The organism is Neisseria sp. WLZKY-1 (assembly GCF_046546535.1).
Taxonomy (GTDB): Bacteria; Pseudomonadota; Gammaproteobacteria; order Burkholderiales; family Neisseriaceae; genus Neisseria.
In genome coordinates, this window is sequence record NZ_JBKGTW010000016.1 from 1 (window position 1) to 17,045 (window position 17,045).

Genomic DNA, 17,045 nt, shown 5'->3' on the forward strand with positions numbered 1-17,045 from the left:
TACGAGAGGCTGCGCGCCAAAGGCAAACCATTCAAAGTCGCCATCAACGCGTGTATGCACAAACTTCTGCGTATTCTGAACGCAAGGATGCGGGATTATCTGGCCTCTTTGCAGACAAAATCAGAACGGCAAAGCGAACAGCAAAGCGAACAACAACCCGCACCGCAATGCGCGTAATCACCGAGTTTGGTTGCCCTGCCCGATGGGGTGGGGGAACACAGTTGCTACAGCATACGGGCTACGCTTGCTTTTGAGCTTTCAGACGGCCTTTTGGCTGCACTGAAACTTGGTTTCAGACGGCCTGAAAAGCGGCTACCCGTTTCATTGGCCATGATTCTGTTGTCCAAACGCGTTCAAATTCTTCGGCGAAACCGTGTTGCGCGGCGTAGGTTTGCAGTTGTTGCAGCCAAGTTTTCGGGGCGATGTCGGCGGCGGCGCGGGTGGTGTGCAGCAGGTAGGGGCGGGTATCGAAAGCTTGGACGATGTGTTGGCTGACGGCGTTTAAGGCTTGGGGATTGTGGTCGGTTTGCTGGGCGATTTTTTCGTATTGCGACAGGGCGGCGGCTTTTGCGGTTTCGTGTTCGGCGGCGGTTTGCGGGCTGTGTCGGGCGGTGGTGGCTTGGATGGTAATCAGTGGTGGTAGTTGTCCTTCGGCAAGCGCGGCGGCGAGGCGCAGGTGTCCGTCTAAAATCAGCTGGTGGTTGGATAGGGCAGGGAGTTCGTACGCCAAGACGGGCGGCAGTTGGTTTTGCCGTGCGCGTTTGCGCCAGTATTTGAGACGACCGTCTTCGGCGTGGTGGGTTTTCAGGGTGATGAAGCGTTCGGCTTGGGTGTAGAAATTGTTGTCCAATGCGTCGAAACGGCTGCCTGAAAACAGCCATTGGGCGTAGTTTTTGTCGGTTTCAGGCTGCCCCACGGCGGTGTCGTGCCAGCATTCTCCCCATCGCGGCGGCAGGGTTTGGGCGGGGCGGTAGTCGAAGTGCCATTCGCCGCTGCCGAGCAGCCCTGCGTTGTGGGCGGCGAGTTGCTCGATGAAATATTTGTTCCACAACAGGCCTTGTTCGGCAGCGGGTTGGCGGGCGATGTGTTCGTTTACGCGGCTGCCGATGTGCCCGACGGGCTGGTATGCCTGCCAGCGTTCGGCGTAGCTGCGGACGAGGTAAGTGTCGTATAAATCGTGGCTGAAGAACGACCAGAACACGGGTTCATCGTGGCAAGTCAGGCTGAGGCTGATGCCGTCGGGCGTGTGGAGTTTCAGGTAGCCTTGCGTTTGACGGTCGATATGCAGGGCGAGGCTGCTGGGTGAGGCGGGATTCCGGGTCAGGTTGCCGCTGTATTGTTCCAGCGCGGTGTTGAGCGATTGGTAGTGCATGGGGTGTCCTTTGTGCAGGCTGCTTTTTTGGCTTTAACTTTGTGGAAACTCCGTTTCTTGGTGGAAACGGAGTGTTCATTTTACTGAAGCCTCTGCTTTCAGACGGCCTGATATGGTCAGCGGATGTGTGGGAATCACTATCCGTTGATGTGAAGCCGTTTTAGGATGCAGGCTGCTTCGGATGAAACACGCGATACGCGCCACGCAGGGTGAACAACAGCAACGCGCCGATGAACAGCAGCCCGATGGTCAAGGCAATCGGCTCGTCTATGTTGCGCCACCAGCCGATGCCCGACCATGCAAAGGCGGCGGCAAGCGGCAGATACCAGCAGCACAACACGGTGTATTTCCACCACTGCGGCGTTTCGTCCGGCACGGTTTCGCCTTCGGCCAGCGTGTTCTGCCAATCGTCGAAGCGGCGGTGGAACCACATCAGCGGCAGGGCGAACAGCGGCACGGCGATGAGCGCGTCCAGCAGGGCGGCTTTGCGTTCGCGGTTGAATCGGGCGGCTTGGTCGGCATAACGGTAGATTGGCACGCCATCCACTTCCATTTCATACAGGCGCGAGCCGCTGTATTTCACTACGGCCGTTTTGCCCGCGTGGGCGTAGGCGGATTCGCAAGCGTCGTGCAGGTCGGCGGCGCAGCTCAAATGCAGGGTTTCACCGCCGTTGGGGAAGGGGAGGTAGCTGGTATCGCTCACATGGCGGCAGGGGCGGCCGAGCAGGAATTGGGCGAATCCGTTTTGGGATATGGCATCCTGCCTGGCATAACATTCGGTTCTTGCGTTATATGGTTTGGCGGGCACGATGCCGCGTGCTTCGCGCAATTCGCCGTATGAGGCCGCCGTGCCACCGTAAAAGGCGACAACCGCACCCATTACGGCAATCATCAAATAAAGCCATTGCAGCGAAGAGATGCCGCTTTTGCCGGCGGGGAATCGGTCGTAAAGCCGTTTTTCGCCGCGTGCCAGCGCGCGGATGCGTAGATACAGCACCAGCGCGGTGGCCAGCAGTATGCCCCATAGCACACCGTTTACGGGCAGAAACCAGCCGATGCCGAATGCGGCAACGATGTAGAAGAACATGGCGCGGTAGAGCGCGTGCGGGGTTTGGGGGACGGGCAACATGGTTTCGTCTTGCTATAGTCGATTAAAATTGCAATGATACGGCGTTGGCTCGCCTTGACGTACTACCTGTACGCCTTACGGCTCGCCGCCTTGTCTCATTTTTATTTTAATCGACTATAAAAAAATATGGTATGCGCGGATGAATGTGCAGCAAGCGTAGCCTACATGGGTAGGGTGTTTCGCCACGCGCCGCACACGGTTAAAGACGGCTTGAAACCCTTGTTTTCCCCTTTCGGACGCCTTTCTTCACAAAGGCCGTCTGAAACCCATCTTTCAGACGGCCTTATTATCAACCAAACCATTGCCGACATCGAACGCAACAATCTGCGTCAGGAAATTTAAAGAGCCCACGCAAGCGTAGCCCGCATAACGCAGTATGCCGACCCGCGACGCGCTCGTTTTTCAAGCCGAAAGGCCGTCTGAAACCTGTTCAGACGGCCTCCCCGATATCCGAAAGGAAACCCGCCATGCCCACGTTGAAACCCAAACCGTTTGCCGCCGCGCTCTGCGCCGCCCTTCTGCTTTGTGCTTGCCGCAATATCGATATTGCCGCCGACAGCGGCATCCGTCTGCCCGAGCATTTCAGCCAAAACCAAGCCGCGCACGGCAGCGCCGACATTGCCGTTTGGTGGCGGCAGTGGCGCGATCCCGTGCTCGACAGCCTGATAGAGCGTGCGCTGGCGCAGAATTTCGACATCAGAATCGCGCAAAGCCGCCTGAACGAAGCACGCGCCGTCGCCCAACTGGCACGGGCCGACCTCGGCCCGACGGCCGGTGCGGCGGCGCTGGCGGCTTTGGGGCGCGGCGGCAGCGCCAACCCGCTTGACGAAAACCTGCGGCAGAACCTGTCGCATCTGCCACAGGCGGGCGCTCTGGCCGAAGACGGATTTTCCGCGCGCGGCAAAATGGCGGGCGCGGGCTTTGCCGCCTCGTGGGAGCCCGACATCTTCGGGCAAAAACGCAGCGACGCCGACGCCGCCCGCTACGCCGCCCTCGGGCGGCAGGAAGCCGTGTACGGCGCACGGCTGCTGGCCGCCGCCGACACTGCCGACCATTATTTCCAAGCCCGTGCCGCGCAAGGCCGTCTGAAAACTGCCGCCGACAGCGTTGCCGTGCTGGAAAAAATGCTGCGCTACCTGCAAGGCCGCTTCAAAGCAGGGCACGTCACCGACGCCGAAGTTGCCCAAGCCCGATCCGCCCTTGCCTCGGCGCAGGCCAAACAAAGCACCATCGCCGCAGAATACGCCGCCCAAGTGCGCGCCATCGCCGTGCTCACCGGACAAGTGCCGCAGGATTTCGTCCTGCCCGACAGCAGCACCGACGCGCTGGCCAAGCAGCCCGACGCCCCGTCCGGCCAAACGCCGCAAGGGCTGCTCGAACGTCGCCCCGACTTGCGCGCCGCCGCTGCCGAAGTGCGCGCCTACGCGGCAAAACTTGCCTCCACCAAAGCCGACCTGCTGCCGCGTTTCTCCATCCGCTTCCTCGGCCAAAGCGGCCGCATCGACCTTGACAGCAGCGACCTGAAAGGCTGGAACAGCCTGGTTTCCGTCGGCATACAGCTGCCGCTGTTCACCAACGGCCGCATCAGCGCCAACATACAGGCCGCCGACGCCCGCCTACAAACCGCCCTTTTGCGCTACGACCAAACCCTCCTCACCGCTCTGGGCGAAGTCGACACCGCCTATCAGGGACAATCCGCCCTGACGCGGCAAAACGCCCTGCTCGCCGACGCCGCGCGGCAGTCTGCCCAACAGGCCGCCGACAGCGGCAAACTGTTCCGCCACGGCAGCGTCACCCTCGACAGCGCCCTGAAAGCCGAACTGGCCGCGCAGGAAGCGCGCGAAAACCTGATCCGCTCGCAACTGGCACGCGCACAAGCCGCCCTCGGCCTTTACAAAGCCCTCGGCGGCGGCTGGTCGGAGTGGGGGAGCAGAACGCCGATACGGAACGGGAGCGCTTTCTTTGCGACCGTCTAAAAACGTTCAGACGGTCTTTTATCGTTTTATCGTTTTTTCAGACAACCTTTGCGGTTTGGAAATAATGTCTGTCTGTACGGATTGGCGTAGCAGTGCAGGGTAAGGGTTTGGCGTGGAGGCCGTCTGAAAGCCCGTTTGGCCGGAATGCAAAAAGGCCGTCTGAATGTTTTCAGACGGCCTTTTTTGTCGTTTTTTCAGACGGCCTTTGTGGTTCGGAAACGGTATCTTTCTTCGCGGATTGGTGTAGCAGTGCAGGGCAAGGGTTTGGCATGAGGCCGTCTGAATCTTTCAGACGGCCTCTTTGCTGTTTTCAGACGGCCTTGGGCAGCGTCTCAACCGCGTTCCGGCGTTTTCAACACCCGTTGCCGCCGCGTTTCGCTCAATACCATGCCCGCGCTGACGGACACATTCATGCTTTCCACTGTGCCGAACATCGGTATCGATACCAGCATATCGCAGTGTTCGCGCGTGAGGCGGCGCATGCCTTCGCCCTCGTTGCCCATCACCCACGCAATGCTGTCGGGCAGGTCGGCATGGTACAAATCGGCTTTGCCGCCCATATCCGTGCCAACTATCCAGATGCCGTATTCTTTCAACTCGCGCAGGGTACGGGCGAGGTTGGTGACGGTGATGTAGGGTACGGTTTCGGCCGCGCCGCAGGCGACTTTGCTCACGGTGGCGTTCAGCCCCGCGCTTTTGTCTTTCGGCGCGATGACCGCGTGCACGCCCATTGCGTCGGCGGTGCGCAGGCACGCGCCGAGGTTGTGCGGGTCGGTGATGCCGTCGAGGATGAGCAGAAGCGGCGGCTCGCTTAAGTTTTCCAACACGTCTTCAAGGTGGACATGGTTTTTCGAGGCATTGATAAAACCGGCTACGCCCTGATGGCGCGCGCCTTTGGCGATGGCATCCAGCCGCGCGGCATCGGCAAAATGCACGCGCACGTTTTCGGCGGCGGCTTTTTCCAACACTTCGCGCGTGCGGGCATCGTTTTTGCCCTCTTGGATGTAGAGTTCGGTAAGGGATTTGGGGTTTTGCCACAGGCGGGCGTTAACGGCGTGAAAGCCGTAGATGAGTCTTTGGTTGGACATGACGGGTTTTCGGCGGAATGGGAAACGGCGGATTATACAGGCCGTTTGAAAGCGGGGCTTCAACGAAGTTAAAAGCGGGTTTGTCTTTATCATTCCGTTGAAGCTTTGCTTTTAGAAACGTCATTTCCGAGAATGGATACCGGCGGGAATGATCTCTGCCGCTGCGACAGGGAGTTGCCCCGGTAACCATGAGATTGGAAATGTGCGCTTAGGCAAAGGCCGTCTGAAAAGCATATCTCATGAGTTTTCAGACGGCCTTTGGGAGGATGGCCGGTATGGCATGGAACGTGTGCACCACTGGGACGCCTCCCCCTGTATATAACTCATACTGTGCCCGATGGTTTTGACAATAGGTATGTAAGCGGTGTCTGATAGGTTTTTTAGACACTCTTTAAGTTTAGAAGAAAATAAACATTTTATTTGTTGTTTTAAATTAAAAAATATTTGCATAAATTATCTCAAACGGTGATAATTCTCAAAATTCTAATTTTAGAAATAATACTATTGGGCATGATTAGCTATATTAAGAATTTTTGTAAAGCAGCCGCTTTACTGGTTTCCATCCCCGCCTTTGCCGACGAAATACCTTTGGATTTGGAAGAATTACTTACCAACAAAGGAAAAATCAAGTTGGAGGCATCCGTCAGCTACGCCAATACTGAAAACAGACGCTCCGAAGTACAGGCATTGGTAGGAGCCTATGTTAATAAACAAATGGATATAATGAACTCTATTAATTAAATTGATACCAAGGAATATCCACATTAGGCTTGAATAATGGATATTCCTTGTTTTTTTACTAGGGGCTGTTGACATTCAGCTTGCGAAGCGGTTTTTTGAGTAAAAAATGCCCGAATGCAAGGAAAAAAGCACAGTAAGGTTGGACACCTTGCGAGCATTTTTGACGCGGCAGGCGGGTATTTTTTGCCAAAAACACCGCCGCAAGGCTGATTGTCAACAGACCCTAGGGTGGGGGCTTGCGCCGCTGCGGCAATTTCTGCGGAGGCTTCGGCGCAAATGAAGTCCTGCAGACTGCCGCCCCCACCCCGACCCTCTCCCGCGCTTGCGGCGCAGGGGAGGGAGTTTGGTGCGCGGCGGGGTTTTCGGTTCCAGCCGCCGCAGATTCAGTCGGCAAACGGTTTCTGCTGCCAGTAAAAGCGTTTGGGCTGCCATTGGCGTGCGCTCAGGGTTTGGCCGCCGCTGTCGAACAGCCATGCGCCTTGTCGGTCGGTGCGCAGCAGGCGTGCGCCGTGGGCGGACAGGCGGGTCTGCACTTCGCGGGCGGGGTGGCCGTAGGGGTTGCCGAAGCCTGCCGAGGCGACGGCGTAATCGGGCGATACGGCGTTGACAAACGCGCCCGACGACGAGCCTTTGCTGCCGTGGTGTCCCAACACCAACACCTGCGAGCGCAGGGCGTCGCCGTAGCGGCGTACCAGTTCGGCCTCGCCGCGCGTGTCCAAGTCGCCCGTTACCAGCACCGCCGTTTCCCCCGCCAGCACGCGCAGCACGCAGCTTTGGCCGTTGTCGCCCGCGCCGCCCGCGCCCGTGTCCAGGAGCTCGAAGCGCACGCCATCCCATTCCCATGCCGTTTCCTCGCGGCAGCTTTGCGCCTGCGGGTAAAACCCGGGCTGTCCGGCCAGCACGGCACGCGGGCGCAGGGCGGCTGTCAGCAGCGGCGCGCCGCCGTCGTGGTCGGTATCGTGGTGCGACAAAAGCAGCACGTCCGGCCGCCGCACGCCGAGCGCGCGCAGGGCGGGCAGGGTCTGCATCTGCGCCGCGCCTTCCGTGCCCGTGTCGAACAGAAGGACGTGGGAGGCCGTCTGAAAATACACCGACAAGCCCTGTCCGACATCGATCACTACGGTTTTCAGACGGCCTTGTTCGGGCGGCGCGGGGCGGTAGAAGACAAAGCCCGCCAGCACCAGCGCAGCCCACGGCCGCAAGCCCGCGCCGCGCGGCAGCAGCCACACGCAGGCCGCCGCAGCCGCCAGCGCGGATAGCGGCCACGGCGCAGCGGCCACGCCCCATTCGGGCGCGTAAGCCGCCAGCCAAGCCAGCGTCTGCAAAGTCTGTTCGCCCAGCCATGATGCCGCGTATTGCAGCGGGTAAAACGGCAGCAGCGACGCCGCCAACGCCAGCGGCACCAGCACCCAGGAAAACCACGGAATCATCGGCGCGTTTGCCAACGGCGAGGCAAGGGGCAGGGCGGCAAACAGCCAACCCGTTGCCACCGACGAAGCCAGAGTCGCCGCCCACTGCCCGCGCAAGGCGGCAAGCGGCCAGGGGCGTCTGCCCGTGCGCCACGAATCCGCCCACAGCAGCGCTGCCACCAAACCGAAGGACAGCCAGCTTCCCGCCGCCAGTGCCGCCGACGGGTCGAGCAGCAAAACCAAAGCCAGCGCAAACCACCAGCCGCGCCAGGCCGAAGCCGCGCCGCCCGCCGCCCACGCGGCCGCCACCGCCGCCACCATCAGCAGCGAACGCAGCGTTGGCACGGCAAAACCCGCCAGCGCCGTGTAAAACAAGGCCGCCGCCACGCCCGCCGCCAGCAGCCAAACCTTCGGCCGGCGCGGCGCAACGGGCAGTACGAGCAGCAGCCGTTTTGCCAGCCACGCCGCCAGCAGTGCCACCATCGACACGTGCAGCCCCGACACGCTCACCAGATGGTTCAGCCCCAGCGGGCGGAAAGCCTGCCACCATTCGCCGCGCAACGCGTCCTGTTCGCCGACGGCCAACGCCCGCATCAGTGCCGCGCCGTCGGCCGTTTCCTGCGGCATCCGCCGCCAGCTTGCGCTGACGGCTGCGCGCAGGCGCAGGAGGCCGTCTGAAAGGCCGTCTGCAAACCCCAGCGCCTGCCGCTGCGCGCCCGCCGTCGCCAGCGCGTCGATACCGTTGGCCAGCGCCCATGCCTCGCGGCCGAAACCGCGCGCGTTGTTCTCGCCGACGGGGGCGCGCATCCGCAGGTTCAGCCGCCACACGCTGCCGGCAGGCCAGTCGCGGCGGCGGTAGTCGGCCAACTGCACGCGGTAGCTTCGTCCGTCGTCCGCCACCGCTTCGGCGGTAAAGCGCACCCGCCGCCCGTCGTCCTGCGCCAGCCCCGTCACGCGCACCGCCGCCGCCAGCGTCTCGCCCTGTTTTTCAGACGGCCACCGCCGCGCCAGCGCATCCTCCGTGCGCCACACGCCGTAAGCCGCGCCGACAAGCAGCAGCAAAAGCAGCAAACCCGCGCGTTTCCGGCGCAGCAGAGCCGCCGCTGCGCAGCAGAAAGCCGCCGCCCACGCTGCGGGCGGCGGCACAAAGGGCAGAGCGAACGACAGCAGCACGCCGACGGCGAATGCGGGCAGCAGGTAAAACGGCATGGCGGCTCCTGTCGGCTTGGGTTGGTGGTTGGGAAAAGGCCGTCTGAAAGGCTGTGTGGCTCGGCTTCCTGAATCCGACGTTTCCTTTTAAGGGGAAATCCGCTTTCAGGCCGCGTTTGTCGGGTGTTTTTCAGACGGCCTTTGAGGCTGTGAAACCGCGTGCGTCGCGGGGTGCACGCCCTACGGCATACGGGCTACGCTTGCTGAAAGCGGAGGGACGGCGTTTTAGGCTGCTTTGTGTCGGACTTGGCAACCAAATCTGCGCTTGCTCGGGTGGCATTTGCTCAATATGTTTCCCAAGAAAATTTTGAATCATCTTGGGGAATCAGTCCTGTTGCAAAATATTGCACGGCACATTCAAACGCTGTTTTTTTAGGCAATATATATTTAGGCTCAAACAAACCAAGCTGTCCTCCGGTATTTAATTCTATTTGTAATGTGCTTTTTTCATTCGCATTAATCAAATTAAAAACAAAACCGTTCTCTTCTCCTGTTACCACATACCTGCCATTTCCTCCGCCAATCATCAGATAGTTTTCTTCTGATGAAGACAAATTCACAAGGGTATGTTGCCTTTCATCTAATTTTTCCAAAATATCTAAAAGTTCTTTTGAAGAAGCAATATGATAAATTTTTTCTTTGCAATGAGTGCCATTCCAGTTATCTAAAATAATTTCCATAATTAACAGACTTTCTTATTTGCGTAGGAAATATTTCCTGCTGCCGCTAAGACGGCTCGCCGTGCCACATCAGCGCGTTTTGCACGCGGCGCAGTTCGCGGCGGAGGTGTTTGGCGTGCTTGGATGGGGCGGATTTTTCGCGTCGTTTAACTGAGCCGACAGGGCGGCGGCTTCGCGCTCCAAGCTGTGTTTTTCTGCGGAGAGCGCGGCGGGGTTGTAGCCGCTGCCCATTGGTGGTTTTTGCCTTTGGGCGGAATGGGAGCTTTATAGCTCAATTCGATGCACGCGCCGCCGCAATGGGGACAGCGCGGGACGCGTTCTTCCTCGCCGCGCGGTCAAAACATCCAAACAGATGGCGACGGCGGCGGTGTTGTCGGCGATAAACAGGTCAAACAGCAGCTTGTCGGCTTTTTCCAAATCCGTTTTTTGCGGGCGGAGAAATTTTTGGCAAGGGCTTGCGCCTGCTTGGTTTGGTTGGGCGACAGATTGGGCAGGGCGGGTAGTTTTGAGAACATTTTTGTTGGCTCCGGTTTGGGGTTTCAGACGGCCTTTGAAGTTGGGACACCGCGTGCGTTGCGGGGCGGCATACGGTCTACGCTTGCTGTGGGGATTCGGATGGCTTGGCAGAGGCCGTCTGAAAGGGCGGTTTGGGGTTTTAACTTTGTTGAAGCCGTAGGTCAGGCATTGATACCCGACGTTTTTCAATTTGCCGCTGCTTGTCCGGCATTAATGCCGAACCTGCTTAGGCTTCTTCGTCGTACGCTTCCCGCGTCAGCACTTCAATGCCGCGTTTTTTGAGTTCAGCCAGCAATTCGGCGGGCGGGTCGAGGCTTTCGAGGCCGATGATGCGTTTGAGCTTGGGCAGGTGGGCGAGGTCTGCGATGGCGGCGCGGGTGACGGGTATCATCTGGTCGCAGCCGGGGTCGTAATACGGCCACAGTTCGGCGTAGAGCGGGGAGCAGCCGTCTTCGATATGGAGTTCTTCTATGGTGGCGAGCATCTCGGGCGGGATGTCGAGCCGGGTGAAGTAGTCGAGGATTTCGGGCACGGGGGCGTAGCCGTCGGTGTCGCGGCTGATGACGCGCGTTTCGCAGTCGGCGGCGAAGCGGTCGAAGTCGAGGCGGGGCGCGAGGGTGTCGCGGCGGTACATGAGTTCGTCGATGACGGCGAGTTTGAGGGCGGTGTCGCGGAACGGGGTTTGCGGCGGCGCGGCTTTGGCGGGTTTGGACGGTTTGGCGGCAGGCAGCAGGCCGCGCAGGGTGGCGGCGGCGGGGGTATCGGGCGCGGCTTCAGCGAGCAGGCGGATGTTTTCCCGCACGGGGCGGCTGCGCTTGAGCCATTTCATCAGTTCGGGGCGGCTGTCGTTCGCAGCATTTTCCGCCAAATCGAATTCTTCCAGCACTTGTTGTTGCAGGGTTGCGATTTCCGTCGCGCCGCATTGTGGCAGGGTGGCTTGGAAGATGGCGGCAGCGTGTTGGTAGGGGTAGCTGTCGGTGTCGCCGTCGCCGAACATTTGGCTGAGGCAGTAGTCCTGCCGGTTTTGTGCGCCGAGGGCAAGCAGGGCGGCGAAGGCGGCGATGGGGTCGGGGGCTTGTTCGAGGTAGCTTTCAAAGAAGCCGCTGTATTGTTCGGGGAAGCGTTGCAGGTAGGGGCGGACGAGGGCGGCGGCAGGAATGAAATTTTCAGGCTGGTCGTGGGTGCTGTGGTGGAAGTAGAGGTCGAGCAGGCTGCCGAGCCAGTTTGCGGCGCGGCTTTCGGGCGGCAGCGGGGCGGCGGTGGCGGCGGCGAGGTGTTCGGCAAGTTGCGCGCCATATTGGGCGAGGACTTCGCCGGTTTGGCGGGTGTTGTCGTAGCGTTCGGCGATGAACAGACGTTGGGCAAACAGGGCGGCGAATTCGTCCAAGCCCTGCCATTGTTGCCACTGCTGCGCGGCGGCCTGTTGGAGGATGCGGAACAGGAAGGTGTAGTAGTGGCGCAAATCGGCTATCGGGTGCTGCTCGAAGTATTTGAGCCATTCGCGGCGCACGGCTTTGCGGGATGCGGGGTCTTGTTGGAGTTGGGCGAGGTTGTGGCCGAGCATGGCGGCCAGGGGGTTGGGCTCGGGCGGGGGTGTGCCGCTGTAGCCGTCTGAAAGTTTGGCGGCGGGGTTGGTTTTTTTGCGGAAGAAGGAGAACATGGCGGGCTGGCTTTTTGCGTGAGGTGGTAAAGTCGGGCGGGGTGGTTCGGGCGGCTTTGGGCTGTATGGCGGGAAACGCGTGCGGTGTGGCAGATTTATCCGGCAGCGCATCCAGACCGCGTGCGTCGCTTGCGCCACACCCTGACTTAGCGGCGGAGGCCGTCTGAAAAACGTTTTTCAGACGGCCTTTGCTGTTTCAGACGGCCTTTTTCTTTTTGGCGGGGGCGGGGGCGGGTTTGCTTTTGCCGGTTTCGGCTGCGGGTTTGTCGGAGATGCCGAGGCGGCGCAGGGTGTCGTTCAGGACGCGGGTGTTGCCGCCGGCGGCACGCCCTTGTTTGAAGGTGTCGCGGGCTTCGTCTTTGCGGCCGAGTGTCCACAGGACTTCGCCCAGGTGGGCGGCAACTTCGGCTTCGGGGTGTTCTTTGAAGGCGTATTGCAGGTAGGGTAGGGCGGCTTCGGGGTCGCCTTTGAGGAAGTAGGCCCAGCCGAGGCTGTCGTTGATGGCGGGTTCTTCGGGCAGTTGTTCGAAGGCGGCGCTGATGAGGGGGAAGGCTTCTTCGATTTGGGGGGTGGGCAGGGTGAGCAGGGTGTAGCCGAGGGCGTTTTGCGCGTTGGGGTTGCCGGGGGAGAGTTCGAGGTAGCGGCGCAGGTCGGCGACGGCTTTGGCGGGTTGGCCGAGGCGGTCGCTGTAGATCATGGCACGATGGTAGAGGATGTTGCCGGTCATTTCGGCGTTGCCGGGCTGTTTGGCGGCGTTTTCGTAGAGGCGGTTGAGTTCGGCGAGTGCCTGTTTGGCATTGCTGCTGTGGCCGATGACGATGAGTTCGATGCCGGCGAGGTGGGCGGCGTCGAAGAAGCGTCCTTGGCGGGCGGTCATGCGGCGGGCGCGGCGGACTTCGGCGGCGGCCTGCGGCCATTTTTGTTCTTCGGCATACAGCGAGGCGGCGAGGACGGCTTTGTCGAAGGCGTAGTCGGGGGAGTGGATTTTGTCGAGCCAGCCGTGTGCTTCGGTGTAGCGTTTGTTGTCGGCGTTGCGCATGACGGCGATGACGGCGGCACGGCTTTGCTGTTCCTGCGTGCCGCTTTGGTAGGCTTTGGTGAGGTAGGAGAGGATTTCGTCGAGCGGGGCTTGGCGTCCGGCGGACAGGAGGGCGGCCTGGATGTAGAGGTCGGCGTTGGGGCGTTTGTCGATGAGTTCGCGCAGGAGTTTGCCGGCCTCTTCTTTTTTGTTGGCGAAGATGAGGGCTTCGACTTGGAGTTCCTGCCAGACGGGGGAGAGTTTGGCGGTGTCGGTTTCGGCGAAGAAGCGGTTGATGATGTCGGGTTTGCGCTGACCGATCAGGCGCATGGTGAGGTAGGTGGGGGGGAGGATGTCGCTGTCGAGCGCGGCCAGGCGTTGCAAGGCCTGAACGGCGGCGGCGGTTTTGTCGTTGAGGGCACTGAGGATGGCGTCGGCGATGACGGCGTCGGGTTTGTCGAGGTAGGTTTTGGCGCGGTTGTGGACGGGTTCTTCCATGAGTTTGGCCACGGCGGGGTTTTGCGCGGCGGTTTGGGCGGTGAGCAGGAAGATGCGGCTGCGCTGGCCTTCGTCGGCGCCTTCGAGGGCGGCGTCGAAGCCGTCGCGGGCGTTGGCATAGTGGCCGCGTACCATGTCGCGCATCCAGGTGATGCGTTTGAGGGCGGGGCCGGGGACGGGTTCGATTTTCAGCCAGCTCTGGTAGATTTGTTCGGCCTGTTCGTAAGCGCCGAGGCCGACGGCCATGTCCATCGCGCGTTCGGCCACTTCGGGGTCGCGGGTGCGTTCGAGCATGACGAGATAGGTACCTAGGGCGGTGGCGGGGTCGCCTTTGTGCAGGGCGATTTCGGCGCCGAAGAGGGTGAAGGCGTCGTTGGTACGTTTGACGACGGCTTCGCGGCGGGCGGCTTCAGCGGCGTCGATGGTGATGTGGCGGTGGCTGCCAACCTTTGTGACGGGGCGGCCGCTTGTGCCTGCGGCGTGGAGGGCGGAGGCGGCGAGTGTCAGCAGGATGGTGAGGGCGGCGGTGGTCAGGCGGGATTTTTTGTCAGACATGGTGTTCTCGGTGGGTGCTGGGGGCGGTCTGGCGGGCGGTTCGGACTTTGCGCGGCGGCGGTTTGGCTGCGTTGAAATCCGGCTTTCAGACGGCCTGTAACGGAAAGGGGGCTACTTTAACATACGGCGGAATGAATTTTATAGCGATTGGCTTGCAGGGGTGGTTTGCCGGCTGGCGCAGGCGGATGTGAAAACTGCGCCGCAAAGCACAAAGTTGCTTTGCGGCGCAGTTGGCGCTTGCTGCGGAGGCGGCGTCAGTCGAGCTTGCCGTGGCAGTGTTTGTATTTCAGGCCGCTGCCGCAGGGACAGGGGTCGTTGCGGTGGACGACGATGCCGCGCGCGGCCAGCGCTTCGGGGGTGTAGCTGCTGTTGTCGGCATTGGGGTCGAAGGCTTCGGCGGCCAGCCCGCTGCGCGACTGCGACAGCACTTCTTCCATGTCGGGCGCGTCGGCTTGGAAGGCGTGGGCGTTCAGGTCGGCTAAATCGGCAGGTTCGCTCTCCTGTGCCAGCGGCTCGTCCATACGGACCTGTACGGAAGCCAGTATCGAAGCAATCTGGTATTTGATGCTGTTCCACAGGTTTTGGAACATTTCGAAGGCTTCGCGTTTGTATTCCTGCTTGGGGTTTTTCTGGGCGTAACCGCGCAGGTGGATGCCCTGGCGCAGGTAGTCCATAGCCGACAGGTGGTCGCGCCACTGGGTGTCGATGACTTGCAGCATGACGTTGCGTTCGTACTGGCGCATTTCGTTTTCGTCGACAAGGGCGGTTTTGTTGCTGTAATCCTGTTCCATTTGTGCCAGCAGGCGTTCTTTCACGTCTTGGTTGTCGAGCGTGTTGTCTGCTTTCAGCCAGCCTTGGATGTCGGCATGCAGACGGAAATCGCTTGCGAGGCGGGCTTCCAGTCCGGGCAGATCCCATTGTTCTTCCATGCTGTCGGGCGGCATGTGGGTATCGATCAGTGCGGAGACGGTTTCGGTGCGGAATTCTTTGCCGATTTCGCTGATGCTGCCGGAGGCGAGGATGTCGTTGCGCAGGAAGTAGATGACTTTGCGCTGGTCGTTGGCGATGTCGTCGTATTCCAAAACCTGTTTGCGCATATCGAAGTTGCGGCCTTCGACTTTGCGCTGCGCGCCTTCGATCTGGCGGGTGAGCATGCCCGCTTCGATGGCGACGCCGCGCTCGGGAGCGAGGCGGTTGAGGATGGCGGCGGCGCGGTCAAGCGCGAAGAGGCGCAGGAGTGGGTCTTCAAACGAGAGGTAGAATCGGCTGGAACCGGGGTCGCCCTGGCGTCCGGCGCGGCCGCGCAGTTGGTTGTCGATGCGGCGGCTCTCGTGGCGCTCCGTGCCGATGATGTGCAGGCCGCCCGCTTCCATTACTTTGTCGTGCTCTTCCTGCCAGCCGTTTTCCAGGGCGGAAATTTTGGCGGCTTTTTCTTCTTCGCTTAGGCTCTCGTCGGCACGGACGGCGTCGGCCTGGTGTTTGACGTTGCCGCCTAGCACGATGTCGGTACCGCGTCCGGCCATATTGGTGGCGACGGTAATCGCGCCGACTTTGCCCGCCTGCGCCACAATCAGGGCTTCGCGCTGGTGTTCTTTGGCATTTAACACGTTGTGCGGAATGCCATGTTGGCGCAGCAGGGTGGAAACGAGTTCGGAGTTTTCGATGCTGGTGGTGCCGACGAGTACGGGTTGGCCGCGGTTGAAGCATTCGATGATGTCTTTGACGACGGCTTCGTATTTTTCTTCGGCCGAGCGGAAAATCTGGTCGTTGAAGTCTTTGCGCTGAATCGGGCGGTTGGTCGGGATGATGACGGTTTCCAGATTGTAGATGCTCTGGAATTCGAAGGCTTCGGTGTCGGCCGTGCCGGTCATGCCGGCGAGTTTGGTGTAGAGGCGGAAGTAGTTTTGGAAGGTAATCGAAGCGAGGGTTTGGTTTTCGCGTTTGATTTCGACACCTTCTTTGGCTTCGATGGCCTGATGCAGGCCGTCCGACCAGCGGCGGCCCGACATCAGGCGGCCTGTGAATTCGTCGACGATGACGATTTCACCGTCTTGAATCACATAGTGCTGGTCTTTGTGAAACAGCGAATGGGCGCGCAGGGCGGCCATCAGATGGTGCATCAGGGAGATGTTGGAAACGGCGTAGAGCGAATCGCCTTCGGCCAGCAGGCCGATGCGCGTCAGGATGGCTTCGGCATGTTCGTGGCCGGCTTCGCTGAGCAGGACGCTGTGGTTTTTCTCGTCCACCCAGTAATCGCCTTCGCCTTCTTCGGTTTCCTGGCGGAACAGCTGCGGGGGGACTTGGTTCATGATTTTGTACAGGCTGACGTTGTCGTCGGCCTGGCCGGAGATAATCAGCGGCGTGCGCGCTTCGTCGATGAGGATGGAGTCGACTTCGTCCACTACGGCGAAATTCAGTTCGCGCTGCACTTTGTCGTATTGGTTGACGACCATATTGTCGCGCAGGTAGTCGAAACCGAACTCGTTGTTGGTGCCGTAGGTGATGTCGGCGCCGTAGGCGGTTTGGCGCTGGAAGGGGTCGAGATCGCTGATGATGACGCCGACTTCGAGGCCGAGGAAGTTGTAAAGCGGACGCATGGTTGCCGCGTCACGCTGTGCCAGATAGTCGTTGACGGTGACGACGTGCACGCCTTTGCCCGAAAGGGCGTTCAGATACACGGGCAGGGTGGCGACCAGGGTTTTGCCCTCGCCGGTGCGCATTTCGGCGATTTTGCCGTAGTGCAGCACCATGCCGCCGATCAGCTGGACGTCGAAATGGCGCATGCCGAGCACGCGGCGCGAGGCTTCGCGGCAGACGGCGAAGGCTTCGGGCAGGATGTCGTCCAAACTTGCGCCCTCGGCGATGCGCTGTTTGAATTCGGCGGTTTTGCCTTGCAGCGCGGCATCGTCTAGCGCTTGGATGCCTGCTTCCAATTCGTTGATTTTCGCTACGGTTTTCCGATATTGTTTCAGCAGGCGGTCGTTGCGGCTGCCAAATACTTTTTTTGCCAGTTGGGTAAGCATGGGATTTTTGAACCTGTTTTTAAAGGCGATAACGGCGCATTTTAACACAGGCCGTCTGAAATAAATAATCCGCCCGCATGGGGTGCGGGCGGCTGCGGAGGGGTTGTTTTTCGCGGGAACGGGGCTTGGGTGGGTTTCAGACGGCCTTTTCTGTTTTGCGGCATGAGGCCG

At 60.4% G+C, this 17,045-nt stretch carries 13 protein-coding genes and 1 pseudogene; 4 read left to right on the forward strand and 10 right to left on the reverse strand.

Annotated features, from left to right (window positions below; translation table 11 throughout):
* Positions 1-177 (forward strand): annotated as a pseudogene (locus tag ACLD9W_RS05920) (IS110 family transposase); the annotation flags it as partial.
* A gap of 115 nt (positions 178-292) precedes the next feature.
* On the opposite strand, the gene ACLD9W_RS05925 reads toward ACLD9W_RS05920, so the two are convergent.
* On the reverse strand, positions 293-1,372 hold the full coding sequence (locus ACLD9W_RS05925) for a hypothetical protein (protein WP_410841156.1): 1,080 nt from the start codon (positions 1,370-1,372) through the stop codon (positions 293-295).
* Positions 1,373-1,532: 160 nt separating this feature from the next.
* The gene (locus tag ACLD9W_RS05930) at positions 1,533-2,501 is read right to left on the reverse strand and encodes a hypothetical protein (RefSeq protein ID WP_410841157.1); all 969 of its coding nucleotides are present in this window, start codon (positions 2,499-2,501) and stop codon (positions 1,533-1,535) included.
* A 165-nt stretch (positions 2,502-2,666) separates the two neighbouring features.
* Between ACLD9W_RS05930 and ACLD9W_RS05935 the strand changes: the two genes are divergently transcribed.
* Both ACLD9W_RS05935 and ACLD9W_RS05940 read left to right on the forward strand, forming a co-directional pair.
* Positions 2,667-2,843, forward strand: a complete 177-nt coding sequence (locus ACLD9W_RS05935) for a hypothetical protein (protein WP_410841158.1) — start codon at positions 2,667-2,669, stop codon at positions 2,841-2,843.
* Between the two features lie 125 nt (positions 2,844-2,968).
* Positions 2,969-4,477: an efflux transporter outer membrane subunit gene (locus tag ACLD9W_RS05940; protein ID WP_410841159.1), complete on the forward strand. Its 1,509-nt coding sequence runs from the start codon at positions 2,969-2,971 to the stop codon at positions 4,475-4,477.
* A 332-nt stretch (positions 4,478-4,809) separates the two neighbouring features.
* Here the strand turns inward: ACLD9W_RS05940 and rlmB are convergent, their stop codons facing one another.
* Positions 4,810-5,565, reverse strand: a complete 756-nt coding sequence (gene rlmB, locus ACLD9W_RS05945; protein WP_410841160.1) for a 23S rRNA (guanosine(2251)-2'-O)-methyltransferase RlmB — start codon at positions 5,563-5,565, stop codon at positions 4,810-4,812.
* Positions 5,566-6,075: 510 nt separating this feature from the next.
* Between rlmB and ACLD9W_RS05950 the strand changes: the two genes are divergently transcribed.
* Positions 6,076-6,306 carry a hypothetical protein gene (locus ACLD9W_RS05950; RefSeq protein WP_410841161.1) on the forward strand — a complete coding sequence of 77 codons (231 nt, stop codon included), beginning with the start codon at positions 6,076-6,078 and terminating at the stop codon, positions 6,304-6,306.
* A gap of 383 nt (positions 6,307-6,689) precedes the next feature.
* Here the strand turns inward: ACLD9W_RS05950 and ACLD9W_RS05955 are convergent, their stop codons facing one another.
* From ACLD9W_RS05955 to secA, 7 genes are all read right to left on the reverse strand, one after another.
* Positions 6,690-8,924, reverse strand: coding sequence for a DNA internalization-related competence protein ComEC/Rec2 (locus ACLD9W_RS05955; protein ID WP_410841162.1), 2,235 nt, complete (start codon positions 8,922-8,924; stop codon positions 6,690-6,692).
* Between the two features lie 284 nt (positions 8,925-9,208).
* Entirely contained in the window at positions 9,209-9,604 is a 396-nt protein-coding gene (locus ACLD9W_RS05960) for a hypothetical protein (protein WP_410841163.1), read from the reverse strand.
* Positions 9,605-9,673: 69 nt separating this feature from the next.
* Positions 9,674-9,835, reverse strand: coding sequence for a hypothetical protein (locus tag ACLD9W_RS05965; RefSeq protein WP_410841164.1), 162 nt, complete (start codon positions 9,833-9,835; stop codon positions 9,674-9,676).
* 33 nt (positions 9,836-9,868) lie between these two features.
* On the reverse strand, positions 9,869-10,021 hold the full coding sequence (locus ACLD9W_RS05970; RefSeq protein WP_410841165.1) for a hypothetical protein: 153 nt from the start codon (positions 10,019-10,021) through the stop codon (positions 9,869-9,871).
* 325 nt (positions 10,022-10,346) lie between these two features.
* Positions 10,347-11,780 carry a DUF6892 domain-containing protein gene (locus tag ACLD9W_RS05975; RefSeq protein ID WP_410841166.1) on the reverse strand — a complete coding sequence of 478 codons (1,434 nt, stop codon included), beginning with the start codon at positions 11,778-11,780 and terminating at the stop codon, positions 10,347-10,349.
* 196 nt (positions 11,781-11,976) lie between these two features.
* Complete coding sequence (locus ACLD9W_RS05980) at positions 11,977-13,851, reverse strand: tetratricopeptide repeat protein (protein WP_410841167.1); 1,875 nt, start codon at positions 13,849-13,851, stop codon at positions 11,977-11,979.
* Positions 13,852-14,105: 254 nt separating this feature from the next.
* Entirely contained in the window at positions 14,106-16,874 is a 2,769-nt protein-coding gene (gene secA / locus ACLD9W_RS05985; RefSeq protein ID WP_410841168.1) for a preprotein translocase subunit SecA, read from the reverse strand.
* Positions 16,875-17,045: the final 171 nt, after the last annotated feature.